This window comes from Pristimantibacillus sp. Z349TD_6 (assembly GCF_056173205.1).
Map to the genome: position 1 here is coordinate 2,459,317 of NZ_CM149662.1, position 19,513 is coordinate 2,478,829.

The following is a 19,513-nucleotide window of genomic DNA, read 5'->3' on the forward strand; positions in this document are numbered from 1 at the left end:
ACAAGCAATATGGCTACGACCGCGATATGGGACGTGACCGATCGTCTGAAGCGTGTATTGAACTACGCCGTCAATCCAGATAAAACAGAACAGGGGCGCATGGAAGCGGATGGTTTGCAGCAGACACTTGCCTACACTAGCTCGAATGCGAAAACAGAGCGGCAGCTTTATGTGAGAGGCATCAATTGTGATCCCATCAGCGCCCATGAGCAAATGCAGCGAACCAAGAAGCGGTTTCAGAAAACGGACGGCATCGTCGCATTTCATGGCTACCAGTCCTTTGCGCCGGGGGAAACGACACCGGAGCAGGCGCATGCCATTGGCGTGAAGCTGGCGCAAGCGCTATGGGGGGAACGCTTTGAAGTGGTAGTTGCCACCCATCTCGACAAAGATCATTTGCATAATCACTTTGTTCTCAATTCCGTCTCCTTCATGGATGGCAAACGATACTACGATAATAAGGCTTCCTATGCGCTAATGCGGAAAACCTCCGACCAGCTATGCCGGGAGCATGCCTTATCCGTCATTGAGCAGCCGGAGCGCGGGAAAGCCAAGCAGTACGGAGAATGGCGAGCCGATCAGGAAAGCAAGCCGACATGGCGCGGCGTCATTCGGGAGGACATGGACGCCGCTATTGCTGGGGCAAGGACAATGAGTCAATTTTATGCATATCTCCAAGCAACGGGCTACGAAATCAAGGCACATGTCAAACATGTAGCCGTTCGTCCACCAGGTAAAGAAAGATTTGTTCGCCTACATATCTTGGGCGAAGCCTACGGGGAGGAAGCGATCAAGCAACGAATTTTGGGCAGTGCATTGCCCAAGAAAAAATCAGCACTGTCGCTTCCAAATCGTAAGCGCGTGGTTCTGGTTCGTGGAAAACGCCTGGTCAAGCATCGCAAGCTTACCGGCCTTCAAGCTTTGTATGTCCGTTATCTGTTTGCACTGGGAATTGTGCCTCGCTACCGTTCGTCTCCGAGACGAGCGTCTTTTTTGTTGAGGGAGGATTTACGTCACTTGTCGCAGATCATTGAACAAACCAAGCTGCTCTGTCGTCATCGGATAGCCAGCCTAGTGCAGTTGACCAGCTATGTTGAACCCCGACAGGCTGAGATGAAGGGACTGCGTCTTGACCGCCAAAACTGCCGCAGACGCTTGCGTAGTTGCCGACAACCCGAGCAGATTGCAGCGCACCGGGAGCAGATCGCAGAGTATTCTTGGCAACTGGCGCAGCTTCGAAAGGAGGTGAGGCTTTGCGCGGGCATTTTGGCGCGTTCCGCTACAATCAAGGACAAGCTGCGGCAGCATGAAGAGCATGAAGAAAAATCCAGGCACAAGGAGGTAGAAGCCCATGAGCGGAAACGAGGCGGCCGATCAGGTCGTCAGCATGAGTCTGCGCGGTATTGAAGTGATGGCGAAAATATCTGGCGAAGGTGCAAAGCATCTCGCGGCCTATTTGTTCGCCGTGCTGCAAGGGCAAAAACAGACGAGGGGCCGCACCCGGCTTGAGAATCTGCTCCGCAGCGGGAAGGAACTGAAGGTATTCGCCGTGCGGAATGAGGACTTGCCCACCTTTTGCAAGGAAGCGAAGCGCTATGGTGTCCTGTATTGCGCGTTGCGGGACAAAAAGAACGTGGATGGTCTGTGCGATGTGATGGTGCGCGCCGAGGATGCCTCCAAAATTAATCGAATCGTGGAACGCTTCCAGTTGGCGACCGTGGATACGGCTAGCATCAGGCAGGAAATTGAACAAGCCCGTCAAGAGAAGCTGCCGGACAGCCTGGAAGCGGAACGAGCGATGGAAGCTGCGGAGCATCAAGAGCCGGTAGCAGAGGAGCAAGAGGCTCCTGCAGCGGCAATCAGCGAGGAGTTTTTGGACGAACTTCTGGGAAAGCCGGAACCGCCGGAAGGGGTGGAGCAGGGAAACGAGGCGCGGGAAAGAGATCAGCAGGTGCACGAGGAAGAGCCGCGGGCCGAAGCGGAGGAGTTGGAGCAGTTATCTCTGCCTCGCCAATCCGAGAGCCAGAACCAAGTGGAACGCCTCTCTCCGTCCGTGCCTATCTCCGCGCACAGAGAGGCATCCGAAATGATTTTTGAACAGCCGAAGGCGAAGGTGTCTGTACGGCAATTGCTGCGCGAGATTCGGGAAGAGAGCCGTGCCGTGGAGAAACAGCGGCAGCAACAGCAGAAGGAGAGGGAGCTCGGCTTGCCCAAACGGAAGAATCGGGGCATGGCACCTGTTGCCATTAACGCACCTATCGAGACACCGAAGCGTAGCAAGCGAAAGGGGAAATCAAAATGAGCGAATGGGATGATTTGTTTCGTCAAGAAGCACCACCCGTGATCGCTACCGCACAAGATCAGCCCTTCGACAAGGAAGCCTGGGTGCAGAAGAAACAGGAGCTGCGCCAATGGACTTATGAAACCATTGACGTGACCACGGCTTTGGCCGTGCAAACCGGCGAACAGTTTCAACAGTATTTGAATATACAAAGCCGCTTTGGCCGGTACAGTGTTTCTAATGCATTACTTATTATGGCGCAGCGGCCGGAGGCAACGCGAATTGCCGATTTCGAGGGCTGGAAGGCAATGGGTTTTCGCATACGTCGGAAAGAAACAGGCTTCTATATTTTGGAGCCGGGCGAGACTTATAAACGGGAGGATGGCAACGCAACAGTAAGCTACAATCCGAAAAAGATGTTTGACGTTGCCCAAGTTATCGGAGAGAAACCGGATCTACCCCCTCCACCGGATGAACGAACCCAGATCAAGGCGCTCATGCATCGCTCTCCCGTTCCGATTCAGATGGGCGACGCCTTGCCAGAGGGCATGCATGCTCTTTATCAGCCGGATGTCCGCCAGATTGTGATTCGGCGCGGGCTGTCGGCAAGTGATATTTTTCGTTCGCTTGCGCAGGAACTGGCGCATGCGGAACTAGATCAGGGTAAGGCCGACTACAGCCGCTCGGATCACCAGGCCCAAGCGTACAGTGTTGCATATATGCTGAGCAAGCAGTTTGGCGTGGAGACATCGTGCTTTTGCTTAAACCGTGTTGTAGAAAGGCTGAAAGGGCTGGAGCCTCAACAGATTCGTACGGAACTATCTATCATTCGGGACACAGCCCATACGATGAATAGCCGAATGTACCACCTGCTAGGCCAATTGCGGCAGCAGCCGAGTCGCCGTGACACGGTTCGTTAACGCTATGGCTGGCAAATGAACATTTCGATGACGTGGGAGGAAGGCCAATGAAAGAGGACGAGCGTATTCTTAGCTTGGATCATTACGAGCATGGTATCGTCATCAACGCCCTGAATACCCTGCGTAATGGCTTGATCGGGGAGCGGCGGTCGACAGATGCCGTGGATGACCTGCTGCTGAAAACGATAGATGCCCCCTATCGAAAAGCGAAGCATCGGAGCGAGCATGCGGCGCGCTAATTCCGCAACGAGTCAGCTTATACTCGTTGCGGTATTTTTATTGCCGGTCATCTGGCTGGCGCTGCATGCTGCCCCTGCCCTATCGGAAGGCTTGCCTGCCTTGCTGTTGCAGCTCAACGCAGCAATGGAGCATCCCCTCCATATCCGTTGGGTGGCGGATACGCCGCGCAGCCTACTGCTCTTTACGCTGGCGTATGCCGTCTGTATAGGTGTGTATATGTCCTCGTTGCGTAATTATCGCAGGCGTGAGGAGCATGGCAGTGCCCGCTGGGGAAAAGCAAAGCAGCTCAATGCCATATACCGAAGTAAAGAGCTGGAGCAAAACAAAATCCTGACGCAACACGTTCGGATCGGCCTTGACGGCCGCAAGCATCGGCGAAATGTGAATGTACTGGTGGTCGGCGGCTCGGGAGCCGGTAAAACGCGCTTTTATGCAAAGCCGAACGTAATGCAGGCCGCAACGTCTTTTGTAGTGCTTGATCCCAAGGGAGAAATTTTGCGGGATACCGGCGGCTTGCTCCAGACAGAAGGATACGATATCAAGGTGCTGGATCTCATCAACCCTCACCTGTCGCACGGCTACAATGCGTTTGCCTACTTACGGGACGACAAGGACGTACTAAAGCTGGTAACGAACCTCATTCGCAACACGACACCGAAGGGAAGCAATACGAATGATCCGTTTTGGGAGCGTTCCGAAACGGCGCTGCTGGAAGCGCTTGTGCTATACCTGCTCTACGAAGCGCCGCCCGAGGAGCAAAATTTCCCCATGGTGATGGAGATGATCGCAGCAGCGGAGGTTCGCGAAGAAGATGAAACGTATCAAAGCCCGCTGGATGAACTTTTCGAGCGGCTGGCCATGCGAGAGCCAGAGCATTTGGCGGTTAAGCAATACAACATTTTCAAGCTGGCAGCAGGCAAGACGGCCAAGTCCATTCTCATCGGTCTCGGGGTACGGCTGGAAAAGTTCAATTTGCCCACCATTGCAGGCATGAGTGTGGTGGATGAACTAGACTTGTCCGCTATGGGCACGAAAAAGACGGCGCTTTTCGCCGTCATTCCCGATAACGACAGCAGCTTCAACTTTATCGTCGGCATGCTGTACACGCAGCTGTTCCAGAGCTTGATGTATGAAGCCGATTATCGGCATGGGGGGCGCTTGCCCGTTCATGTCCATTTTGTGATGGACGAGTTTGCGAACGTCGCGTTGCCAACAGAGTTCGACAAGCTACTCTCGACCATGCGGAGCCGGGAAATTTCGGTGTCCATCATCCTGCAAAATTTGGCCCAGCTCAAGGCGTTGTACAAGGATGAATGGGAATCGATTGTCGGCAACTGCGACCTGTTCCTGTATCTCGGGGGCAATGAGCAATCCACGCATAAGTATGTGTCGGAGCTTCTGGGCAAGGAGACGCTTGACACGAATACGTATGGACTCAGCAGAGGACGCAATGGCAGTTATTCGATCAATTATCAGCAAACAGGTCGGGAACTGCTGATGCCGGACGAGGTTCGGCTGTTGGACAACCGTTATGCCATTTTGTTTATCCGCGGCGAACGGCCGGTGCTGGATGAGAAGTATAACGTGCTTCGGCATCCCAATGTTTCATTGACGCTGGACGGTCATGGAGAAGCCTATCGTCACGGAGACGCGGAGCACGCTGTGGACTGGACGAAGGTGATGCTGCATGAGCAAGGCGACTATGAATTGCTGTCAGAGAGAGAACTAGAAGAGTTGATTTTACAAGGAGATGATCGGCATTGAAGCGTAAAATGCAGGGGTTGCTAACGTTGGGTGTGATGCTTGCATTCGGAACCCTGTGGGCTTCGACGGCCTATGCTGCAGGCGATCCGATGGAGACGGTCAATAACTTCTCTGATTTCATTTTTGGCCTGATCAGGGCGGTAGGGATGATCATCTTGGGTTTCGGCATCGTTCAGATCGGCTTGTCGCTCAAGTCGCATGACCCGTCTCAACGAGCCAACGGATTTTTAACCCTGGCAGGTGGCATCATTATTACGTTTACGAAGGAGATTCTAGCTTTAATTGCGGGATAACGATCACGCCGGAGGGGAGTACTCGCTACTCCCCTTCTGTACTAAAGGGTGAGAGCATGTCGAAAAACAGTTGGGTCGAAGAAAATCTGGAGAACGCGTTAAACACCTGGAACGACAAGATGAACGAGATTTGGCAGCTAGTCACACAGTCGCCAGCTGATTTTAAAGGTGGAGCGATCTGGCAGGTCGTCACGGATATCCATGGTGCGCTGCAGGCGACCGGGCTTGCGCTGCTGGTGCTGTTTTTCGTGGTAGGTGTGATGAAAACAGCGGGCAATTTTGCCGAAATCAAGCGGCCCGAACTGGCCGTCAAACTGTTTATTCGCTTTATTCTCGCCAAGGCGGTTGTGACCTACGGGTTGGAGTTGATGATGGGGCTGTTCACCATCGTACAAGGCGTCATATCGACCATTATGGGGAACTCCGGCTTTGGGGCGATGGAAGGGATCAGCCTGCCGGGTACGATTTCACAGGCGATTGAGGACGTTGGGTTTTGGGAGAGTATCCCGTTGTGGATTGTCTCCTTGCTTGGCAGCCTGTTTATTACCGTGCTGTCGTTTATTATGATTCTATCTGTCTATGGCCGATTTTTCCGTATCTATTTGTATACCGCGATAGCGCCTGTTCCATTGTCAGCATATGCTGGTGAGCCGAGCCAAAGCATTGGAACCTCCTTCCTCAAGGGATATGCGGCGGCATGCCTGGAGGGGGCGATCATTGTACTGGCCTGTATCATTTATGCAGCTTTCGCCGAAGCGCCCCCTGCTGTTGCAGATGGAGCCGGAGCGGTGACGATGGTTTGGACCTACATTGGCGAGTTGATCTTTAACATGCTGGTTCTGGTTGGTGTTGTCAAAATGGCAGATCGAGTCGTGCGAGAGATGATGGGCTTGTAGAGAACGGAACTCTTACTCCGTTTCCTCGCCGAGCAAATGGCCGACAGTAATCTCCAAGGCTTTGGCAATAATCAGTACTTCGAAGTCTTGTACCAGTCGATCTTGGCCTTCTAGACGTGATAGACTGGTCGGACTGAGATCAAGACCCAAAGTCTGCAGACGAGCCAGAAACTCCTTTTGCTTCATCTTCCTTGCTTTGCGAATGACAACAACCCGGGAACCGATAATATTTTTGTCGCCAGGCGGGTCTTTTCGATGCTTCATGGTGGACACCTCACAATGGTTTACATTGTACGAAATGGCATGGTTGTTTTAATGCGAATATCGAATTAAAATAAAATAAACCGATAATCGCATTAAAATCTGCCGTCGTTGTCTACTATTTACAAAGGAATGGGTATGTAAACCGAACAGAGGAGTGGATGAATGAGCCGTTTTCTAAAAATATTGGAAAAGGAACGGCAAAAGCTGAACCAACTTGGATTAGAATCGTTAAAACAATCAATTCCGTTGGCAGATAATCCAAAGGTTCAGAAGCAAAGCCGTATCGTAGATGAATTGGTTGCTCAATATCAACAAAGAAAGGCCAAACGACGTCATACGGTGAGATAAAGGGAGGAAGGGGGCAGGGGCATTTGAGTTACTGCCCCATTGTCAGTTTTTTTTAGAGTAGCAGCAAGATGAACAAGGTTTAGGGCTCGTGGTCTGATTAATCGTTAGCTTGGGAGTGATGCAGATGGAGATCAAAATTAACCGGGAGATCCGGGCGTATACGGAAAGCTTATTCTTTGGACTGTCCTTGCGGCAGTTCTTTTTTTCTGTTTTGGCTGTAGGAGCGGCGATTGGCCTGTACTTTGGCTTACGCAACCATTTTGGAATCGAAACGGTGAGTTGGATGTGTATCCTGGGGGCTGCTCCTTACGCCGCGCTGGGCTTCATTGAGTATCACGGCATGACCGCAGAGCAATTGTTATGGGCGTATATAAAGTCGGAGTTTTTGATGCCGAAGCGGCTCGTCTTCCATTCGACCAACCATTATGTTGAAGCGTTGCGGGTGAAGCTACGGCAGCGTGGTCTGGAGGAGACACGATGATTAAAACGCTCAAGCGCATCCTGAGCCAAGACAAGGAACGTTTTGTCGTTCCAAAGGGTGTTCAGCAAGCGATCCCGATTCGAGCCATGTGGCCGGACGGGATTTTTTTGGTTGGCAACAAATTTTCTAAGTCTTTTTGCTTTGAGGATATTAATTATGCTGTGGCCTCACGAGAGGACAAGGAAGCGATGTTCCTCGCATACGGAGAGTTGCTTAATTCGTTGGACAGCGGTGCAACGACGAAAATTACAATCAACAACCGCCGACTGAACCGGACGGACCTGGCCGATTCGATTTTGATCCCGTTGCGGGAGGACGGCTTAGACTCGTACCGGGAAGAATATAATCGTATGCTGCTCGACAAAGCGACCGGTGCCAATGAAACGTATCAGGAAAAATATATCACCGTCTCGATTGCAAAAAAGAACATTGAGGAAGCGCGGCAATATTTTGCGCGGATCGGTGCCGAGTTGTCCGGGCATTTTACACGGCTCGGCTCCAAATGTACGGAGCTGAATGCGACGGATCGCTTGCGCAGACTACATGATTTTTACCGAATAGGCGAAGAGGGCGGATTTCGTTTCGATTTGTCGGAAACGATGCGCAAGGGGCATGATTTCAAGGACTATATCTGTCCAGATACGCTGGAGTTTGAGCGGGATCATTTTCGGATGGGGCGTTTCTACGGCCGCGTGATCTTCCTGCGGGAATACGCCAGCTATATCAAGGACAGCATGGTTGCCGAGCTGTGCGACCTGAATCGAAACCTGCTGCTGTCGCTCGATGTCATCCCGATCCCGACCGACGAGGCGGTGAGGGAGGTGGAAAACCGGCTGCTTGGCGTGGAGACCAACATTACGAACTGGCAGCGGCGGCAAAATAAGAACAACAACTTTTCGGCGGTTATCCCTTATAACATGGAGCAGCAGCGCAAGGAGAGCAAGGAGTTTCTGGACGACCTGACCACCCGGGATCAGCGAATGATGTTCGGATTACTCACGATGGTGCATATTGCAGAGAGCAAGGAGCAGCTTGACCAGGATACCGAAGCCTTACTGACGACAGCCCGCAAGCATCTGTGCCAGCTTGCTCCGCTGACCTTCCAGCAGATGGACGGCCTGAATACAGTGTTGCCGTATGGGCTGCGCAAGGTACAGGCGTTGCGGACGCTCACGACCGAAAGCACGGCAGTCTTCATCCCGTTTCGCGCCCAGGAGGTCATGCATCCCGGCGGCGTTTACCAAGGGCAGAACGTCATCAGCAAAAACATGATCTTTGCCAGTCGCAAGCAATTGCTTAACGGAAACAGCTTTATTTTGGGCGTTCCCGGCTCCGGCAAAAGCTTCACGGCAAAACGGGAAATCGTGAATCAGGTGCTGGCAAGCGACGATGATGTGATCCTGATCGACCCGGAAAGGGAATATTCCGCCTTGGTGAAGGCGCTTGGCGGCGAGACGATTCATATCTCGGCCACATCGCCGAACCACATTAATGCCATGGATTTGAACCGGCAGTATGGCGACGGAGCCAATCCGATCATTCTGAAGTCCGAGTTTGTGTTGTCGCTGTGTGAGCAGTTGATGGGCGGGTATCCGCTCGGGGCGAAGGAAAAATCGCTGATCGACCGTTGCACCGCCAGTGTCTATCGAAGTTTTTTGCAGAGCCAGTATAAGGGGGAGCCTCCGACGCTACGAGACTTCCATGCGGAGCTGCTTAGGCAAGCGGAGCCGGAGGCACAGGACATCGCACTCGCGATAGAATTGTTCACGTCGGGTAGCCTGAACACCTTTGCCCAACCGACCAACGTGAATGTTCATAATCGGCTGATCAGCTACGACATATTGGATTTGGGCAAACAATTGCTGCCGATTGGGATGCTGGTTGTGCTAGATAGCATTATCAACCGCATCACGCAAAACCGGGTAAAGGGCAAAAACACGTATATCTTCATTGATGAAATCTATTTGCTGTTCCAGCACGAATATAGCGCTAACTTTCTGTACGCCTTGTGGAAGCGCGTCCGAAAGTATGGTGCTTTTTGTACGGGCATTACGCAGAACGTGGACGATTTGCTGCAAAGCCATACCGCCCGAACGATGCTGGCTAATAGCGAATTTATCGTGATGCTTAACCAGTCCAGCACCGATCGGAAGGAGCTCGCTGAGCTGCTGAACATTTCGGACTTGCAGCTCTCCTACATTACCAATGTGGACGCCGGAAACGGATTGATGAAGATCGGCAACTCGTTGGTACCCTTCGCCGATCAGTTCCCGCGGGACACAATGCTGTATCAATTGATGACGACGAAGCCAGGGGAATAAACATGCCTGATTTCGCCGCGTTCTACTTGAGCTAGATAGCTGCCCGCCATGCCAATGCGCTCGCTAAGTAACAATCAGTTCAAAGTATGATGAAACCTCAAAAGGGAGGAACTGTGGCACTGGGCCTAGGTTCCTCCCATTTTATCATAGAATCAAGTATTCCAGCTATCCAAAGAGAGTTTGGCGAGCCGTTTGCTTGATCTTTTTTCGCAAGCGATAGATTCGCGTTGTGACAGCCGTTTTCGAGAGGTTGTATTTTTGGCTGAGCGCGTGTATGGAAAGGTGATCCTTGAAGTAATCAACATAAAATTCCGTTTCCGTGCGGCTGAGCTGCTGCAAGACATGACGAACCATTTTGTTCATGTCCAATGTGCCGATTAAAACCTCGTACAATTCACAACTATTGGCTGTCAGTTGATTGGCTATGCTGTCGCTGATCGCAATTTCGTACTTTCGTCGTCGATAGAGCTTCCGGTAATAAGCGTTCACTTGATTCCTCGCGGTCTTGCACAACCATCCCGCTAGATTAGGATGAGCCTGCAAGGCCGTGATATTCTCTTGCACCTGTACAAAGGTGTTCTGCGCACATTCCTCGGCCATCTCGATAGCCTGTCCCCTCATTAGCCTCTTGCAGTAGTTCAAAACTCGGGTGAAATACTTGCGAAACACATCCACGAAAAACGTTTCATTACTCCTGAGCTTCATCAAATTCGCGTCCTCCTTCTAATTCAGGTACAAAGACAACGACTAATGGAACGGAGCGGCTGGCAAATCCCCTCCGTAATTGGTTCCAAAGGCGTTGTTCATTCCTAGATGGAGTGCCTCCTGCGAGCGGACACTCCCGATATATGGTGTCGAATCCCTAATCCCTTCGTCATAGAGCAATAATTTTTTGACGTTTTATGTGATTTTGCGACTATAAAGCGACATTATATATAAGGGAATATTAACCTAATTTAGATTCTTCAACCAATAGTCTTTTAGAACTAAATAATTTAAGTGGAGTATCAGGCTTGAGGTTTCGATCATCCATCATTTGCATCTCGGTTAGCGCCAAGACAACTCGAGACAAGCAATCACAGTGGTGCTGCCTTGCAGGCAGGAGCTGATAGATATGCGATCTCCTCGAACGCACGATCGTTTAGTTACTTTCCGATTTCTTGCTGCCGGTAGTGGGCAGTCTGCTTTCTTGAGTCAATCGGTTATTCGTTGGCCGAAATATGTTGGTGCCGGAACCTCTCAAGCTGGAGGTTCTTTTTGTTTGCCAGAACGTCGAAGGAAGCGATGGGCAAGCAGCAAGGGCTGCCGTTCTCCGCCTCCGGTTTGGTTTATCAAAAAAACCAATCTGGAGGCGGTAATAATGAAGCTAAAAGTCAACCTGCGCGAAATCTATCCCTTCTATCAAACGGATGTTTGGGTGGAGGTAGAAGAAGAGATGGCTCGTGAACTGAGACAGTTTGAATTAGATGAAAACGCATATATTTTAAAGCGATATCGTAATCGTGCCTATTTCTCCCTGAATCGGGAGGATGGTATTGAGCAAGAAGCCTTGTACAATACGGCTTCTCCAGAGGAGCTGCTGTTACATAAGGCTTCCCGTGAAGAATTGTACAAAGCCCTGTGTCAATTGCCGGACAAATGGGTGCAACGCATTTATGCGCATTATATGTTGGGTATGAGCAAAGTAGCGATCGCGCGATCGGAGCAAATTGATGAAAGTACCGTTCGTAAGTCGATTGAACGGGGACTTCATCGACTAGCACGGTTGTTAAAATCGGAGTAGATGAGCCGTGAGATCGGTAGAAAGATCATCATTTGAAACATAACATATGGAACGTAGAGTGCCCGATTCGAGCTCCAAAATGAAACGGATAGTAGAAGGACTTTTTTGGCCTTCTTGCTTCTATCGATTATTTTGAGAGGTGAATAAACATGAAGCCCACTTTATTCCTAGACTCCGAACACGAAGCCTTCTACTATCGGATGCTGGATGAATGTCGAAACGTAGACGGCTATCATCGCGCATTGTTTTACACGCTGGGTATATCCAAGGATACCCGCGGAAACATTCACGACGTATTCGACTTTTCTAACGGGGGGATTAAGCCGGAGGGCTTGTCCGCCCCATGGCAAACGGGCAGTTCTGTCCGTACTTGCCGCTTGGCATTTAATCTCTGGAATGGCTGGAGCCAGGCTGGAGCGGAACGATATTCCACTCCGCACGAGCTTTTCGATTGTGGTTTTGCTCCTTACTTTGTTGAAGCAATCCGTCTTCGCTATCCCGAATACTGCAAGGTTCAAATCCCTCCCGTTAAGTTCAAAGCAGAACGCAGCCGGTAGGTAGGGAGGGTAATAGCGGTGAAAAAGCTAAAAACCAAACGTATCGTCAAGTCGATCAAGCAGATTAACAAGCAGGCTCGCGTACTCCAGAGAGGGGTACTTCGAAGGAACAACACCGCCCGCTACAGAGAGCAGGAGCGGCCTCGTTCTACTTCGGAGGAGATACAGGACCGCAATGATGCGAATATGCAGCGAGCAATAGGAAGCATCGTACGTGTATCAATGGTAGCTGCAACCATTATCCGAAAGCGATGGCACCTTGTCGATCAGGCATATCATTCTCATCCAGAAGCCGACCGAGATTCGCGGGCGAGCATGCCTATCCGATTAATGCGGTGGCCAATTAACGGGATGAAACCACGAAACGCAAGGCGGAAATCGCAGCGCTTAACTGGAAAGGCGGTGGGTCAACACCTGCCTGAGAGGCAACCAGCCGGGAAAAAGAGGGTTGGACATGAAACAGCCAGTATCAAAGCGGCCCACAACGTAAAAGTGAAAGGATATGCGCCGCGGCGGATGGCCGCTGCGGCGGCTTCTCCGTTAGCGGAGAAGATGAAACAGAAAGGAACAATTCGCCAGAGGATAGCGCTTAAGATGGTGGATCGCACGATTAAGTCTGTTCATCTCTCCGCATCAGAGGCAGGTCATGCTCGTAAGGAAGCAAAGCATGATGTTCAGCAGAAGCGAATGCTACAGACTGTAACCCAGGCTCGGCATTCGATTCATGCGGCACGAGCAGTCGCTCACATGAATCTTCGTTTGATGAAAATACTCGTTCGAGCCATAGCACTATTGGTGAAGGGAATGGCTGCTCTAATGGGAGTCAGCAGTAGCGTTATTATCCTGCTATGCATCATTATGATCATCGCGGCGCTTCTCTCCTCCCCGTTTGCCATATTCGTGGCAGATGAAAATACAGAACCCGGTACACAGAAGCTATCGTTGATTGTAGAGGAGTTGGATGAACAATTTAAGACTCGATTGGTGCAGGAACGTCAGGCGGCTGGAAATGTAGATCGCGTAGAAATGCATTACGTTGGCAGCGCGGACAACAGCCGTATCGACAACTGGCCGGAGGTATTGGCCGTTTTTTCGGTCAAAACGTCCATGTCCACGGTGGGCATCGACGTGGCAACGATGGATCGCAAGCGGGTAGAACTGTTGCAAACGGTTTATTGGGATATGAATCAGCTCGATTCGCATGTGGAGACGCTGGAGCTTACGGAAATGGTAGTCATTGAGCAGGAGGATGGAAGTACAGAGGAACAACAGGTGACACAATATGAACGTGTCTTGCGTCTATCGATTACAGCCCGAACGGCAGAGCAGCAAGCGGCTTTCTATGATTTTAATTCTGAGCAGACCGATATGATAAACGAATTGTTGTCAGCCGAATTTCGTCCCATGATGCTTGCGCTACTTGGCAAGGACGAGCATGTAGGCTTGTCATCCGGGGAGCTTGAGGCGGTCCGAACAGACTTACCAGCGGGGGTGCTTGGAAGCCAGGCTGTTGATATGGCGTTGACTCGGCTGGGTGATCCTTACAGTCAGCTAAAGGCAGGACAGGGCAACTTTACAGATTGCAGCTATCTCGTTCAGTGGGTGTATCAGCAATTGGAAGTCGGTTTGCCAAGAACGGCGGCAGAGCAGGCGCGTTTTATCGTAGAAATCGGACTGACACTAACTGCTGATGAACTAATGGCTGGCGACCTAATTTTCTGGAGCTACGAGCAAAATGGGCGATTTATGGATATAACGCATGTCGGCATTTATGCCGGTAACGGCATGGTCATTGACGCATCCTCCAGTCGCTTGCAGGTTGTATATCGGAAAGTATTCGACGCCGAACTTCAAGTGATGTATGGCAGGCCATATTTTCAGGGGGAGAAAACCGGAATTTATTAAACGAGGTTTTGTGAAGTGGCCTGTAAACGTATCACAGCCCTGCAGCCCTTCGGTCATTTTACAGATGATCTGTACGGTTTTCATAAAAAACATAATTTTTCGAACCGTTTTTTGACTCGTTTAATATGCCAGAATCCCATGTACCATAATGCTCCGAAAATGCAGGATTACGTGAGGCCACAAGTGGCAATCGGTAGAAACTATACAATAACTACAAAAGCACCATGCACAATCATTATGCGCATTCTAGAGTGATAAATCTCTACGATCGCTTGGCCGAATCAATTGGAGCAGGACCCGACTTACCTGGTGCCAAGTCCTCATTTATCGGATGAGTTTCCCTGGCTATCGACCCTCTCAGGTATCTCATCCACCAAACGCGAGACATCGATCGTGATCACATAATAAGGGTATATTCAGGCTGTATTGAGCGGAATAATGAAGCTTAAAAAAGCTAATATATTTATAGAGCCTCATTAATATATTCGTACTGCTTAAAAGAGGGAAGAGTTTAAAATGATGAAATCCTACAATTAAGAGGTGAAGGTTATGATGACGGGGACAAAAGGGAATACGACCTATTATCGACTTTATATAGACGGACTATGGATGGATTCGGCCTCCGGGCGCTTGACTGAGGTGTTGAACCCGGCCAATGAAGAAGTGATTGGATATGTCAGCGATGCGGACCTGGAGGATGTGCAGAAGGCGCTGCTCTCCTCGGAGAAAGCTCAGCGCTCGTGGAAGCTGCTGCCTGCTGTTGAGCGGGCTCGGTATTTGGTCAAGCTGGTGGACCGCATCCAAGAGGAGCGGGAGCATTTCGCCCGGCTGCTTGTGCTTGAGCAAGGCAAGACCTATCGCGAGGCGCTTGGCGAAGTCGACGATACGATGGCTTATTTCATGTACGCGGCGGAATCGGCTACCCGCTTGAAGGGCGATGTGCTGCCGGCTAACCGTCAGGGCGAGATGCTTATGATTCAGAAGGTGCCGTACGGCGTCACTGTAGGGCTGTGCGCCTGGAACTATCCCCTCGCGCTCATTGGCCGCAAGCTGGGCCCGGCGCTGGTGACAGGGAACACGATGATCATTAAGCCGCATGAGCTCACGCCGATTGCGTCTGCCGAGCTGTTCCGTCTCATTGATGAGGTTGGCTTCCCGCCTGGAGTGGCCAATCTCGTTACGGGCACAGGCGTGGAGGTCGGAGGGGCGCTGGTCAGCAGTCCCATTACGAAGCTAGTCACTGTTACGGGCAGCGTTAGAGCGGGACAGGCGATCTACAAGGCGGCGTCGGACAACATTACGGCGTTATCTCTGGAGCTGGGCGGCAAAGCGCCGTTTGTTGTGCTGGAGGACGCTGATGTGGATCAAGCGGTAGAAGCGGCTGTTGGCGCGCGCTTCGCGAACTGCGGGCAGGTGTGCATCTGCAATGAGATGGTGCTTGTGCATGAGAGCATTGCCGATGCATTTACGGAGAAGCTGCTGGAGCGAGTGAAGTCCATTAAGCTAGGCGATCCCTTCGACGAGTCGGTGACGATGGGGCCGAAGGCGAACGGGCGGGATCTGGAGAAGATTGATGCTATCGTGCAGGAGACGGTCCGACAAGGCGCTACTCTGGCTGCCGGCGGCAAACGTCCAACAGGAGACGGGTTCCAGAAGGGCTACTGGTACGAGCCGACGGTACTCACGAATGTTACGCCTGATATGGCTGCAGCACGAGAAGAGATCTTTGGACCGGTCCTGCCGATTGTTCGGATCGGAAGCTTCGAGGAAGCGGTGAGCATCATTAATGCCAGCGAGCTTGGCTTATCGGCTTATCTGTACACCAATGATTATCGCAAGCTGATGCAGGCAATCCAGGTGCTGGAGGTGGGAACGGTATTCCTGAACCAAGGCATGTCAGGCTGCATGCAGGGCCATCACAGCGGCCATAAGCTGAGCGGCATCGGCGGCGAGGATGGCGAATACGGTATTGAGGGCTATCTCCAAAAGCGTACTGTTTACTTGAATTATGCCTAATAGAGGTTAAGAAGCCATATAGGAGCAGCGGGGCTGAAAGGTTAAGCCCTCGCTGCTCTTTCTTGTACAGGCTGGGAGAACGCTTACGATTTTTATAGGATTGCCATGCAAATGCTTAAGATATTTATGCGATTGGCCCAGCATAGTTCGATAGAATGAAGGGGCAGATGAATCGGAAAGGGGTTAACAAGGAATGAAGCGACACAGTTTGATGATTCTGGTCTTCCTCCTCATGATGGGAGCGTTCTCATCGCAGGCGTATGGCATGTCCTCCAAGCACTGGGCGGATGGCACAATACAGGCTTGGGTGCAGGCGGGATATGTTGAGGCGGCATCAGAAGAGGTAAAAAATCCGAATCGCGCGCTCTCTCGCGAGGATGCGGCGAAGCTGATTGGGAGCTCCATCGGCTGGGAAGCCATGGATGCTTCGAGACAGTCGAATGCGGGAGCAGCGGCTTGGGCTGTTCAAGCGTCCCAAGGTAAGTCTATTGATCAGGCCAATAAAGGAGTTACTCGAGAGGAAGCTGTCATTGTCGCTTCTGCATTCATAAGCGATGATGCTGCAGGAAGCGTTGAGCTGGACCGGATTTTCCGGGATATTGCCGGTATGAGCGCTGAAGGGAAGGCGGCGCTTAAGACCGTATATGGTGCTGGAGTGTTCGTAGGCAACGGGAGCAAGCTGCGCCCTCAAGCGAAAATTACGTTCGCAGAGCTGGTGACAGCGCTTGACCGTGTCATCTCGCATCGATATGGATTCCCTTCTCTTGATTTCGAGAATGGTGCAATTCCAGACTTTGTAACGACAGGAGATTCCACGATTGAGGTTGTCCACAACGAGGCAACGGACTCCAAGGCGCTAAAGGTCGTGTACGCCGCTGCGGACTTCCCGACTGTCAAATTCACGGCGACTACGCCTTGGCAATTCGGCAGCGGCAAAGCATTGTCCTTCGAGGTCACGAATCCGACGGACAAGGACATTACCTTCTATCTGCGTATGGATGATGACAAAAGCGCGGACGGCGTGGCGCATTCCACTGTAAGCGCTGCCGTTGCGAAAGCAAACAGTACACAAAAATATTTTCTCAGCATGGGCTCGGAAGCGCTGGATCTCGGGATGCGGTTTCTGCCGCCCAATCCTGCCGGCAGCCAGCTTGGCTACGGCTGGGGAGAGAAGGGGCTGGACAGCAGCCATATCGTGGAATTCCAGCTGTGGCAAATGTATACGAAGCAGGAATCCACTCTCCTATTCGATAACATTGCCGTAATCGGCGATCCCAATACGGATCTCAGCTACATGGACGACCTGGTGGATGGCTATGGCCAATACAGGGGCTTGGACTGGGAGGGCAAGGTACATACCGATGGGGATTTCCTTGCTGACAAGAAGGAAGAGGCTGCTGCGCTCGCCAGCGCCAAGCCGTTGGAAACAAGCAAATATGGCGGTTGGCTGAACGGACCGAAGCTTGAAGCTACCGGGCACTTCCGTGTGGCGAAGCATGAAGGCAAGTGGACGCTGGTGGATCCCGAGGGCTACTTGTTCTTCTCCAATGGTCTTGATATCGTTCGACTGGATGATATGAATACCTGGATCTCAGGCCGGGAAAATATGTTCACGGAGCTCCCCTCCAAGGATGGAGAGCTGGGCGAGCATTACACTTATACATCCATAGTAGGGGCTCCTCCACTGGGGCAAACAGAGGGCTGGCTGTTCAACCATTACCAGGCCAATCTGGAGCGCAAATACGGACAGGACTACGTGAAGGCATGGAAGGACATCTCTGTGGATCGCTTCAAGAGCTGGGGCTTCAGCTCGCTCGGTAACTGGTCGGACCCGGCATTATTCTTCGGGAAGGGCGATGAGCATGGTATCGCTTATGTTGCCAATGGCTGGACGCATTGGGGACAGCATGCCACCATTCCAAGCGGAGGCGGCTGGGCGCCGGTAGCAGATCCATTCGATCCGGCGTTCAAGACAAGCGTGGACGACATGCTGGACGAACAAATATTGGCGTATGGCGTTGAAGATGACAAGTATATGATTGGGGTGTACATCGACAACGAGATCGCTTGGGGCAATCCCGCCAATACGGGAAGCAAGTACGCGCTGATCAGCAACATTATGGCCATGGACAGCTCAGCCAAGAGCAGCTATGCCAAACGCACAATGATTGCCCACCTGAAGTCTGTTTATCAAAACAAAATTGAAAGTCTGAACAGCCAATGGGGCACCAGCTTCGCCTCCTTTGACGCTCTTGGCAAGCCTTATCAGCCGGCAGAGCTGTCCGAGGGCATGCTGCCTGACTATTCGACCATGCTGAGTCTTCTGGCGGATGAGTACTTCCGCATTGTGGATAAAGCGGTGAGCGCGAAGCTTCCCGATACCCTTTATCTGGGCTCGAGATTTGCGGAGTGGGGCACAAGCGAAGAGGTGCAGAAGGCAGCGGCGAAGTATGTGGACGTCATCAGCTTCAATGTGTATAAAGAGGATGTGGAAGGCGAAAACTGGATGCATCTTGAGGAGCTCGATATGCCGGCGATTATCGGTGAATTTGCTTTCGCTTCGGATGACAGAGGCATGTTGGGAACGGGACCAAACGCGGATACGTCGGCTGTGGATCAAGAGAATCGCGGCGAGAAGTATGTTCATTATATGGAGACTGTACTGAACAATCCTTATTTTGTCGGTGCGCATTGGTTCCAATATGTGGATCAGCCGCTGCTTGGACGCGCATGGGACGGGGAAAATTACAACCTAGGTTTTGTGGATGTAGCCGATGTGCCTTACGAGGAAATGGTTAGCGCTGCAAAGGATGTGCATGCGAGAGCATATGACATCCGGTTTCTTGGCAAGGGCACAGGTACAGGAGGCGGCCAGCCAGGCAAGGAGTGGCTGATGTCCTTTGAGTCGAACGAGGATTTGTCCATCGTTACAGCCTACAAAACAGCCGTTGTTCAGTATGGAGCCACTGGCGCAACGGATGGCAAACGGGCGATGAAGGTTAGCGTAGGTACGCTAGACGCGGATTACTCCGGAGTGGAGATCAAGCCGGCAGCCCCATGGAACCTGGGAAGCAAGCCGCTCGTGGTCGCCGATGTGACCAATCCCAATGCGCTGCCGATCCAGCTTCGCGCGAATGTAACGGATAAGAAGGGCGCGCTTCGTACGTATTATTTTGCCATTGGGGCCAAGGAATCCCGCACGATTTCGATAGCCCAGTTCAAGGCCTCCGACCCTGTATGGGGGGAGCAAGAGGGCTTCTGGGGAGCGGAAGCGACGGGGCTCGACGCTTCGGGAATCGCCTCCATTCAGCTGTATCTGTGGGAGGATGCGCCGGAGAGCGGAGATTCGTTCGTGATCGATAACCTTCGTTTGTCACAGAAGTAGGCTGTCCCGCTGGTTTGAGCACTTTGTTTCCAATTGGAAACGGGTGCTCTTTTCCACTT

17 protein-coding genes are annotated in these 19,513 nt (G+C 51.7%); 15 read left to right on the forward strand and 2 right to left on the reverse strand.

Going from position 1 to position 19,513, the window contains the following annotated elements; all coding sequences use genetic code 11:
• The first annotated feature begins 9 nt into the window (after positions 1-9).
• From AC0VYE_RS10405 to AC0VYE_RS10435, 7 genes are read left to right on the forward strand one after another with little or no spacing between them, the layout of a single operon-like run.
• Positions 10-1,407, forward strand: a complete 1,398-nt coding sequence (locus tag AC0VYE_RS10405) for a relaxase/mobilization nuclease domain-containing protein (protein ID WP_214625749.1) — start codon at positions 10-12, stop codon at positions 1,405-1,407.
• On the forward strand, positions 1,352-2,302 hold the full coding sequence (locus tag AC0VYE_RS10410) for a PcfB family protein (protein ID WP_246608282.1): 951 nt from the start codon (positions 1,352-1,354) through the stop codon (positions 2,300-2,302). Before AC0VYE_RS10405 ends, AC0VYE_RS10410 begins: the two co-directional genes overlap by 56 nt.
• Positions 2,299-3,201, forward strand: coding sequence for a hypothetical protein (locus AC0VYE_RS10415; RefSeq protein WP_209071907.1), 903 nt, complete (start codon positions 2,299-2,301; stop codon positions 3,199-3,201). Before AC0VYE_RS10410 ends, AC0VYE_RS10415 begins: the two co-directional genes overlap by 4 nt.
• A 47-nt stretch (positions 3,202-3,248) precedes the next feature.
• Positions 3,249-3,440 carry a hypothetical protein gene (locus AC0VYE_RS10420; protein WP_087569038.1) on the forward strand — a complete coding sequence of 64 codons (192 nt, stop codon included), beginning with the start codon at positions 3,249-3,251 and terminating at the stop codon, positions 3,438-3,440.
• Positions 3,427-5,205 carry a VirD4-like conjugal transfer protein, CD1115 family gene (locus tag AC0VYE_RS10425; RefSeq protein WP_209071906.1) on the forward strand — a complete coding sequence of 593 codons (1,779 nt, stop codon included), beginning with the start codon at positions 3,427-3,429 and terminating at the stop codon, positions 5,203-5,205. The genes AC0VYE_RS10420 and AC0VYE_RS10425 overlap by 14 nt, the downstream gene beginning before the upstream one ends.
• Positions 5,202-5,498 carry a glutamyl-tRNA amidotransferase gene (locus AC0VYE_RS10430; protein WP_425517428.1) on the forward strand — a complete coding sequence of 99 codons (297 nt, stop codon included), beginning with the start codon at positions 5,202-5,204 and terminating at the stop codon, positions 5,496-5,498. The genes AC0VYE_RS10425 and AC0VYE_RS10430 overlap by 4 nt, the downstream gene beginning before the upstream one ends.
• A gap of 56 nt (positions 5,499-5,554) precedes the next feature.
• Positions 5,555-6,394 (forward strand): VirB6/TrbL-like conjugal transfer protein, CD1112 family, encoded by an 840-nt coding sequence (locus AC0VYE_RS10435; RefSeq protein ID WP_087569036.1) that lies wholly within the window; start codon positions 5,555-5,557, stop codon positions 6,392-6,394.
• A gap of 12 nt (positions 6,395-6,406) precedes the next feature.
• Here AC0VYE_RS10435 and AC0VYE_RS10440 read toward each other — a convergent pair whose 3' ends face one another.
• Positions 6,407-6,658 carry a helix-turn-helix domain-containing protein gene (locus AC0VYE_RS10440; protein ID WP_087569035.1) on the reverse strand — a complete coding sequence of 84 codons (252 nt, stop codon included), beginning with the start codon at positions 6,656-6,658 and terminating at the stop codon, positions 6,407-6,409.
• A gap of 162 nt (positions 6,659-6,820) precedes the next feature.
• Here AC0VYE_RS10440 and AC0VYE_RS10445 point away from each other — a divergent pair, with 162 nt between their 5' ends.
• The 3 genes from AC0VYE_RS10445 to AC0VYE_RS10455 all read left to right on the forward strand — a co-directional run bounded on the left by AC0VYE_RS10445 (position 6,821) and on the right by AC0VYE_RS10455 (position 9,808).
• Complete coding sequence (locus tag AC0VYE_RS10445) at positions 6,821-7,006, forward strand: hypothetical protein (protein WP_087569034.1); 186 nt, start codon at positions 6,821-6,823, stop codon at positions 7,004-7,006.
• A gap of 124 nt (positions 7,007-7,130) precedes the next feature.
• Positions 7,131-7,487, forward strand: a complete 357-nt coding sequence (locus AC0VYE_RS10450; protein WP_087569033.1) for a PrgI family protein — start codon at positions 7,131-7,133, stop codon at positions 7,485-7,487.
• Complete coding sequence (locus AC0VYE_RS10455; RefSeq protein WP_087569032.1) at positions 7,484-9,808, forward strand: VirB4-like conjugal transfer ATPase, CD1110 family; 2,325 nt, start codon at positions 7,484-7,486, stop codon at positions 9,806-9,808. The genes AC0VYE_RS10450 and AC0VYE_RS10455 overlap by 4 nt, the downstream gene beginning before the upstream one ends.
• Before the next feature lie 165 nt (positions 9,809-9,973).
• Here the strand turns inward: AC0VYE_RS10455 and AC0VYE_RS10460 are convergent, their stop codons facing one another.
• A complete protein-coding gene (locus AC0VYE_RS10460) occupies positions 9,974-10,513 on the reverse strand; it encodes an RNA polymerase sigma factor (RefSeq protein ID WP_087569031.1) in 540 nt (179 codons plus the stop codon).
• 409 nt (positions 10,514-10,922) lie between these two features.
• Here AC0VYE_RS10460 and AC0VYE_RS10465 point away from each other — a divergent pair, with 409 nt between their 5' ends.
• The 5 genes from AC0VYE_RS10465 to AC0VYE_RS10485 all read left to right on the forward strand — a co-directional run bounded on the left by AC0VYE_RS10465 (position 10,923) and on the right by AC0VYE_RS10485 (position 19,454).
• Positions 10,923-11,591, forward strand: coding sequence for an RNA polymerase sigma factor (locus AC0VYE_RS10465; RefSeq protein WP_475447696.1), 669 nt, complete (start codon positions 10,923-10,925; stop codon positions 11,589-11,591).
• A gap of 149 nt (positions 11,592-11,740) precedes the next feature.
• Positions 11,741-12,148 carry a DUF6075 family protein gene (locus AC0VYE_RS10470; RefSeq protein WP_087569029.1) on the forward strand — a complete coding sequence of 136 codons (408 nt, stop codon included), beginning with the start codon at positions 11,741-11,743 and terminating at the stop codon, positions 12,146-12,148.
• 18 nt (positions 12,149-12,166) lie between these two features.
• The gene (locus tag AC0VYE_RS10475) at positions 12,167-14,053 is read left to right on the forward strand and encodes a C40 family peptidase (protein ID WP_209071905.1); all 1,887 of its coding nucleotides are present in this window, start codon (positions 12,167-12,169) and stop codon (positions 14,051-14,053) included.
• Positions 14,054-14,602: 549 nt separating this feature from the next.
• On the forward strand, positions 14,603-16,069 hold the full coding sequence (locus AC0VYE_RS10480) for an aldehyde dehydrogenase family protein (RefSeq protein ID WP_087569028.1): 1,467 nt from the start codon (positions 14,603-14,605) through the stop codon (positions 16,067-16,069).
• Positions 16,070-16,262: 193 nt separating this feature from the next.
• Entirely contained in the window at positions 16,263-19,454 is a 3,192-nt protein-coding gene (locus AC0VYE_RS10485) for an S-layer homology domain-containing protein (RefSeq protein WP_475447699.1), read from the forward strand.
• The last annotated feature ends 59 nt before the right edge of the window (positions 19,455-19,513 follow it).

Coding starts and splice junctions, on each gene's coding strand:
- AC0VYE_RS10425 (WP_209071906.1), top strand. CDS start 3,427: ATGCGGCGCGCTAATTCCGCAACGAGTCAGCTTATACTCGTTGCGGTA.
- AC0VYE_RS10470 (WP_087569029.1), top strand. CDS start 11,741: ATGAAGCCCACTTTATTCCTAGACTCCGAACACGAAGCCTTCTACTAT.
- AC0VYE_RS10450 (WP_087569033.1), top strand. CDS start 7,131: ATGGAGATCAAAATTAACCGGGAGATCCGGGCGTATACGGAAAGCTTA.
- AC0VYE_RS10455 (WP_087569032.1), top strand. CDS start 7,484: ATGATTAAAACGCTCAAGCGCATCCTGAGCCAAGACAAGGAACGTTTT.
- AC0VYE_RS10420 (WP_087569038.1), top strand. CDS start 3,249: ATGAAAGAGGACGAGCGTATTCTTAGCTTGGATCATTACGAGCATGGT.
- AC0VYE_RS10435 (WP_087569036.1), top strand. CDS start 5,555: ATGTCGAAAAACAGTTGGGTCGAAGAAAATCTGGAGAACGCGTTAAAC.
- AC0VYE_RS10415 (WP_209071907.1), top strand. CDS start 2,299: ATGAGCGAATGGGATGATTTGTTTCGTCAAGAAGCACCACCCGTGATC.
- AC0VYE_RS10480 (WP_087569028.1), top strand. CDS start 14,603: ATGATGACGGGGACAAAAGGGAATACGACCTATTATCGACTTTATATA.
- AC0VYE_RS10485 (WP_475447699.1), top strand. CDS start 16,263: ATGAAGCGACACAGTTTGATGATTCTGGTCTTCCTCCTCATGATGGGA.
- AC0VYE_RS10410 (WP_246608282.1), top strand. CDS start 1,352: ATGAGCGGAAACGAGGCGGCCGATCAGGTCGTCAGCATGAGTCTGCGC.
- AC0VYE_RS10460 (WP_087569031.1), bottom strand. CDS start 10,513: ATGAAGCTCAGGAGTAATGAAACGTTTTTCGTGGATGTGTTTCGCAAG.
- AC0VYE_RS10405 (WP_214625749.1), top strand. CDS start 10: ATGGCTACGACCGCGATATGGGACGTGACCGATCGTCTGAAGCGTGTA.
- AC0VYE_RS10440 (WP_087569035.1), bottom strand. CDS start 6,658: ATGAAGCATCGAAAAGACCCGCCTGGCGACAAAAATATTATCGGTTCC.
- AC0VYE_RS10465 (WP_475447696.1), top strand. CDS start 10,923: ATGCGATCTCCTCGAACGCACGATCGTTTAGTTACTTTCCGATTTCTT.
- AC0VYE_RS10445 (WP_087569034.1), top strand. CDS start 6,821: ATGAGCCGTTTTCTAAAAATATTGGAAAAGGAACGGCAAAAGCTGAAC.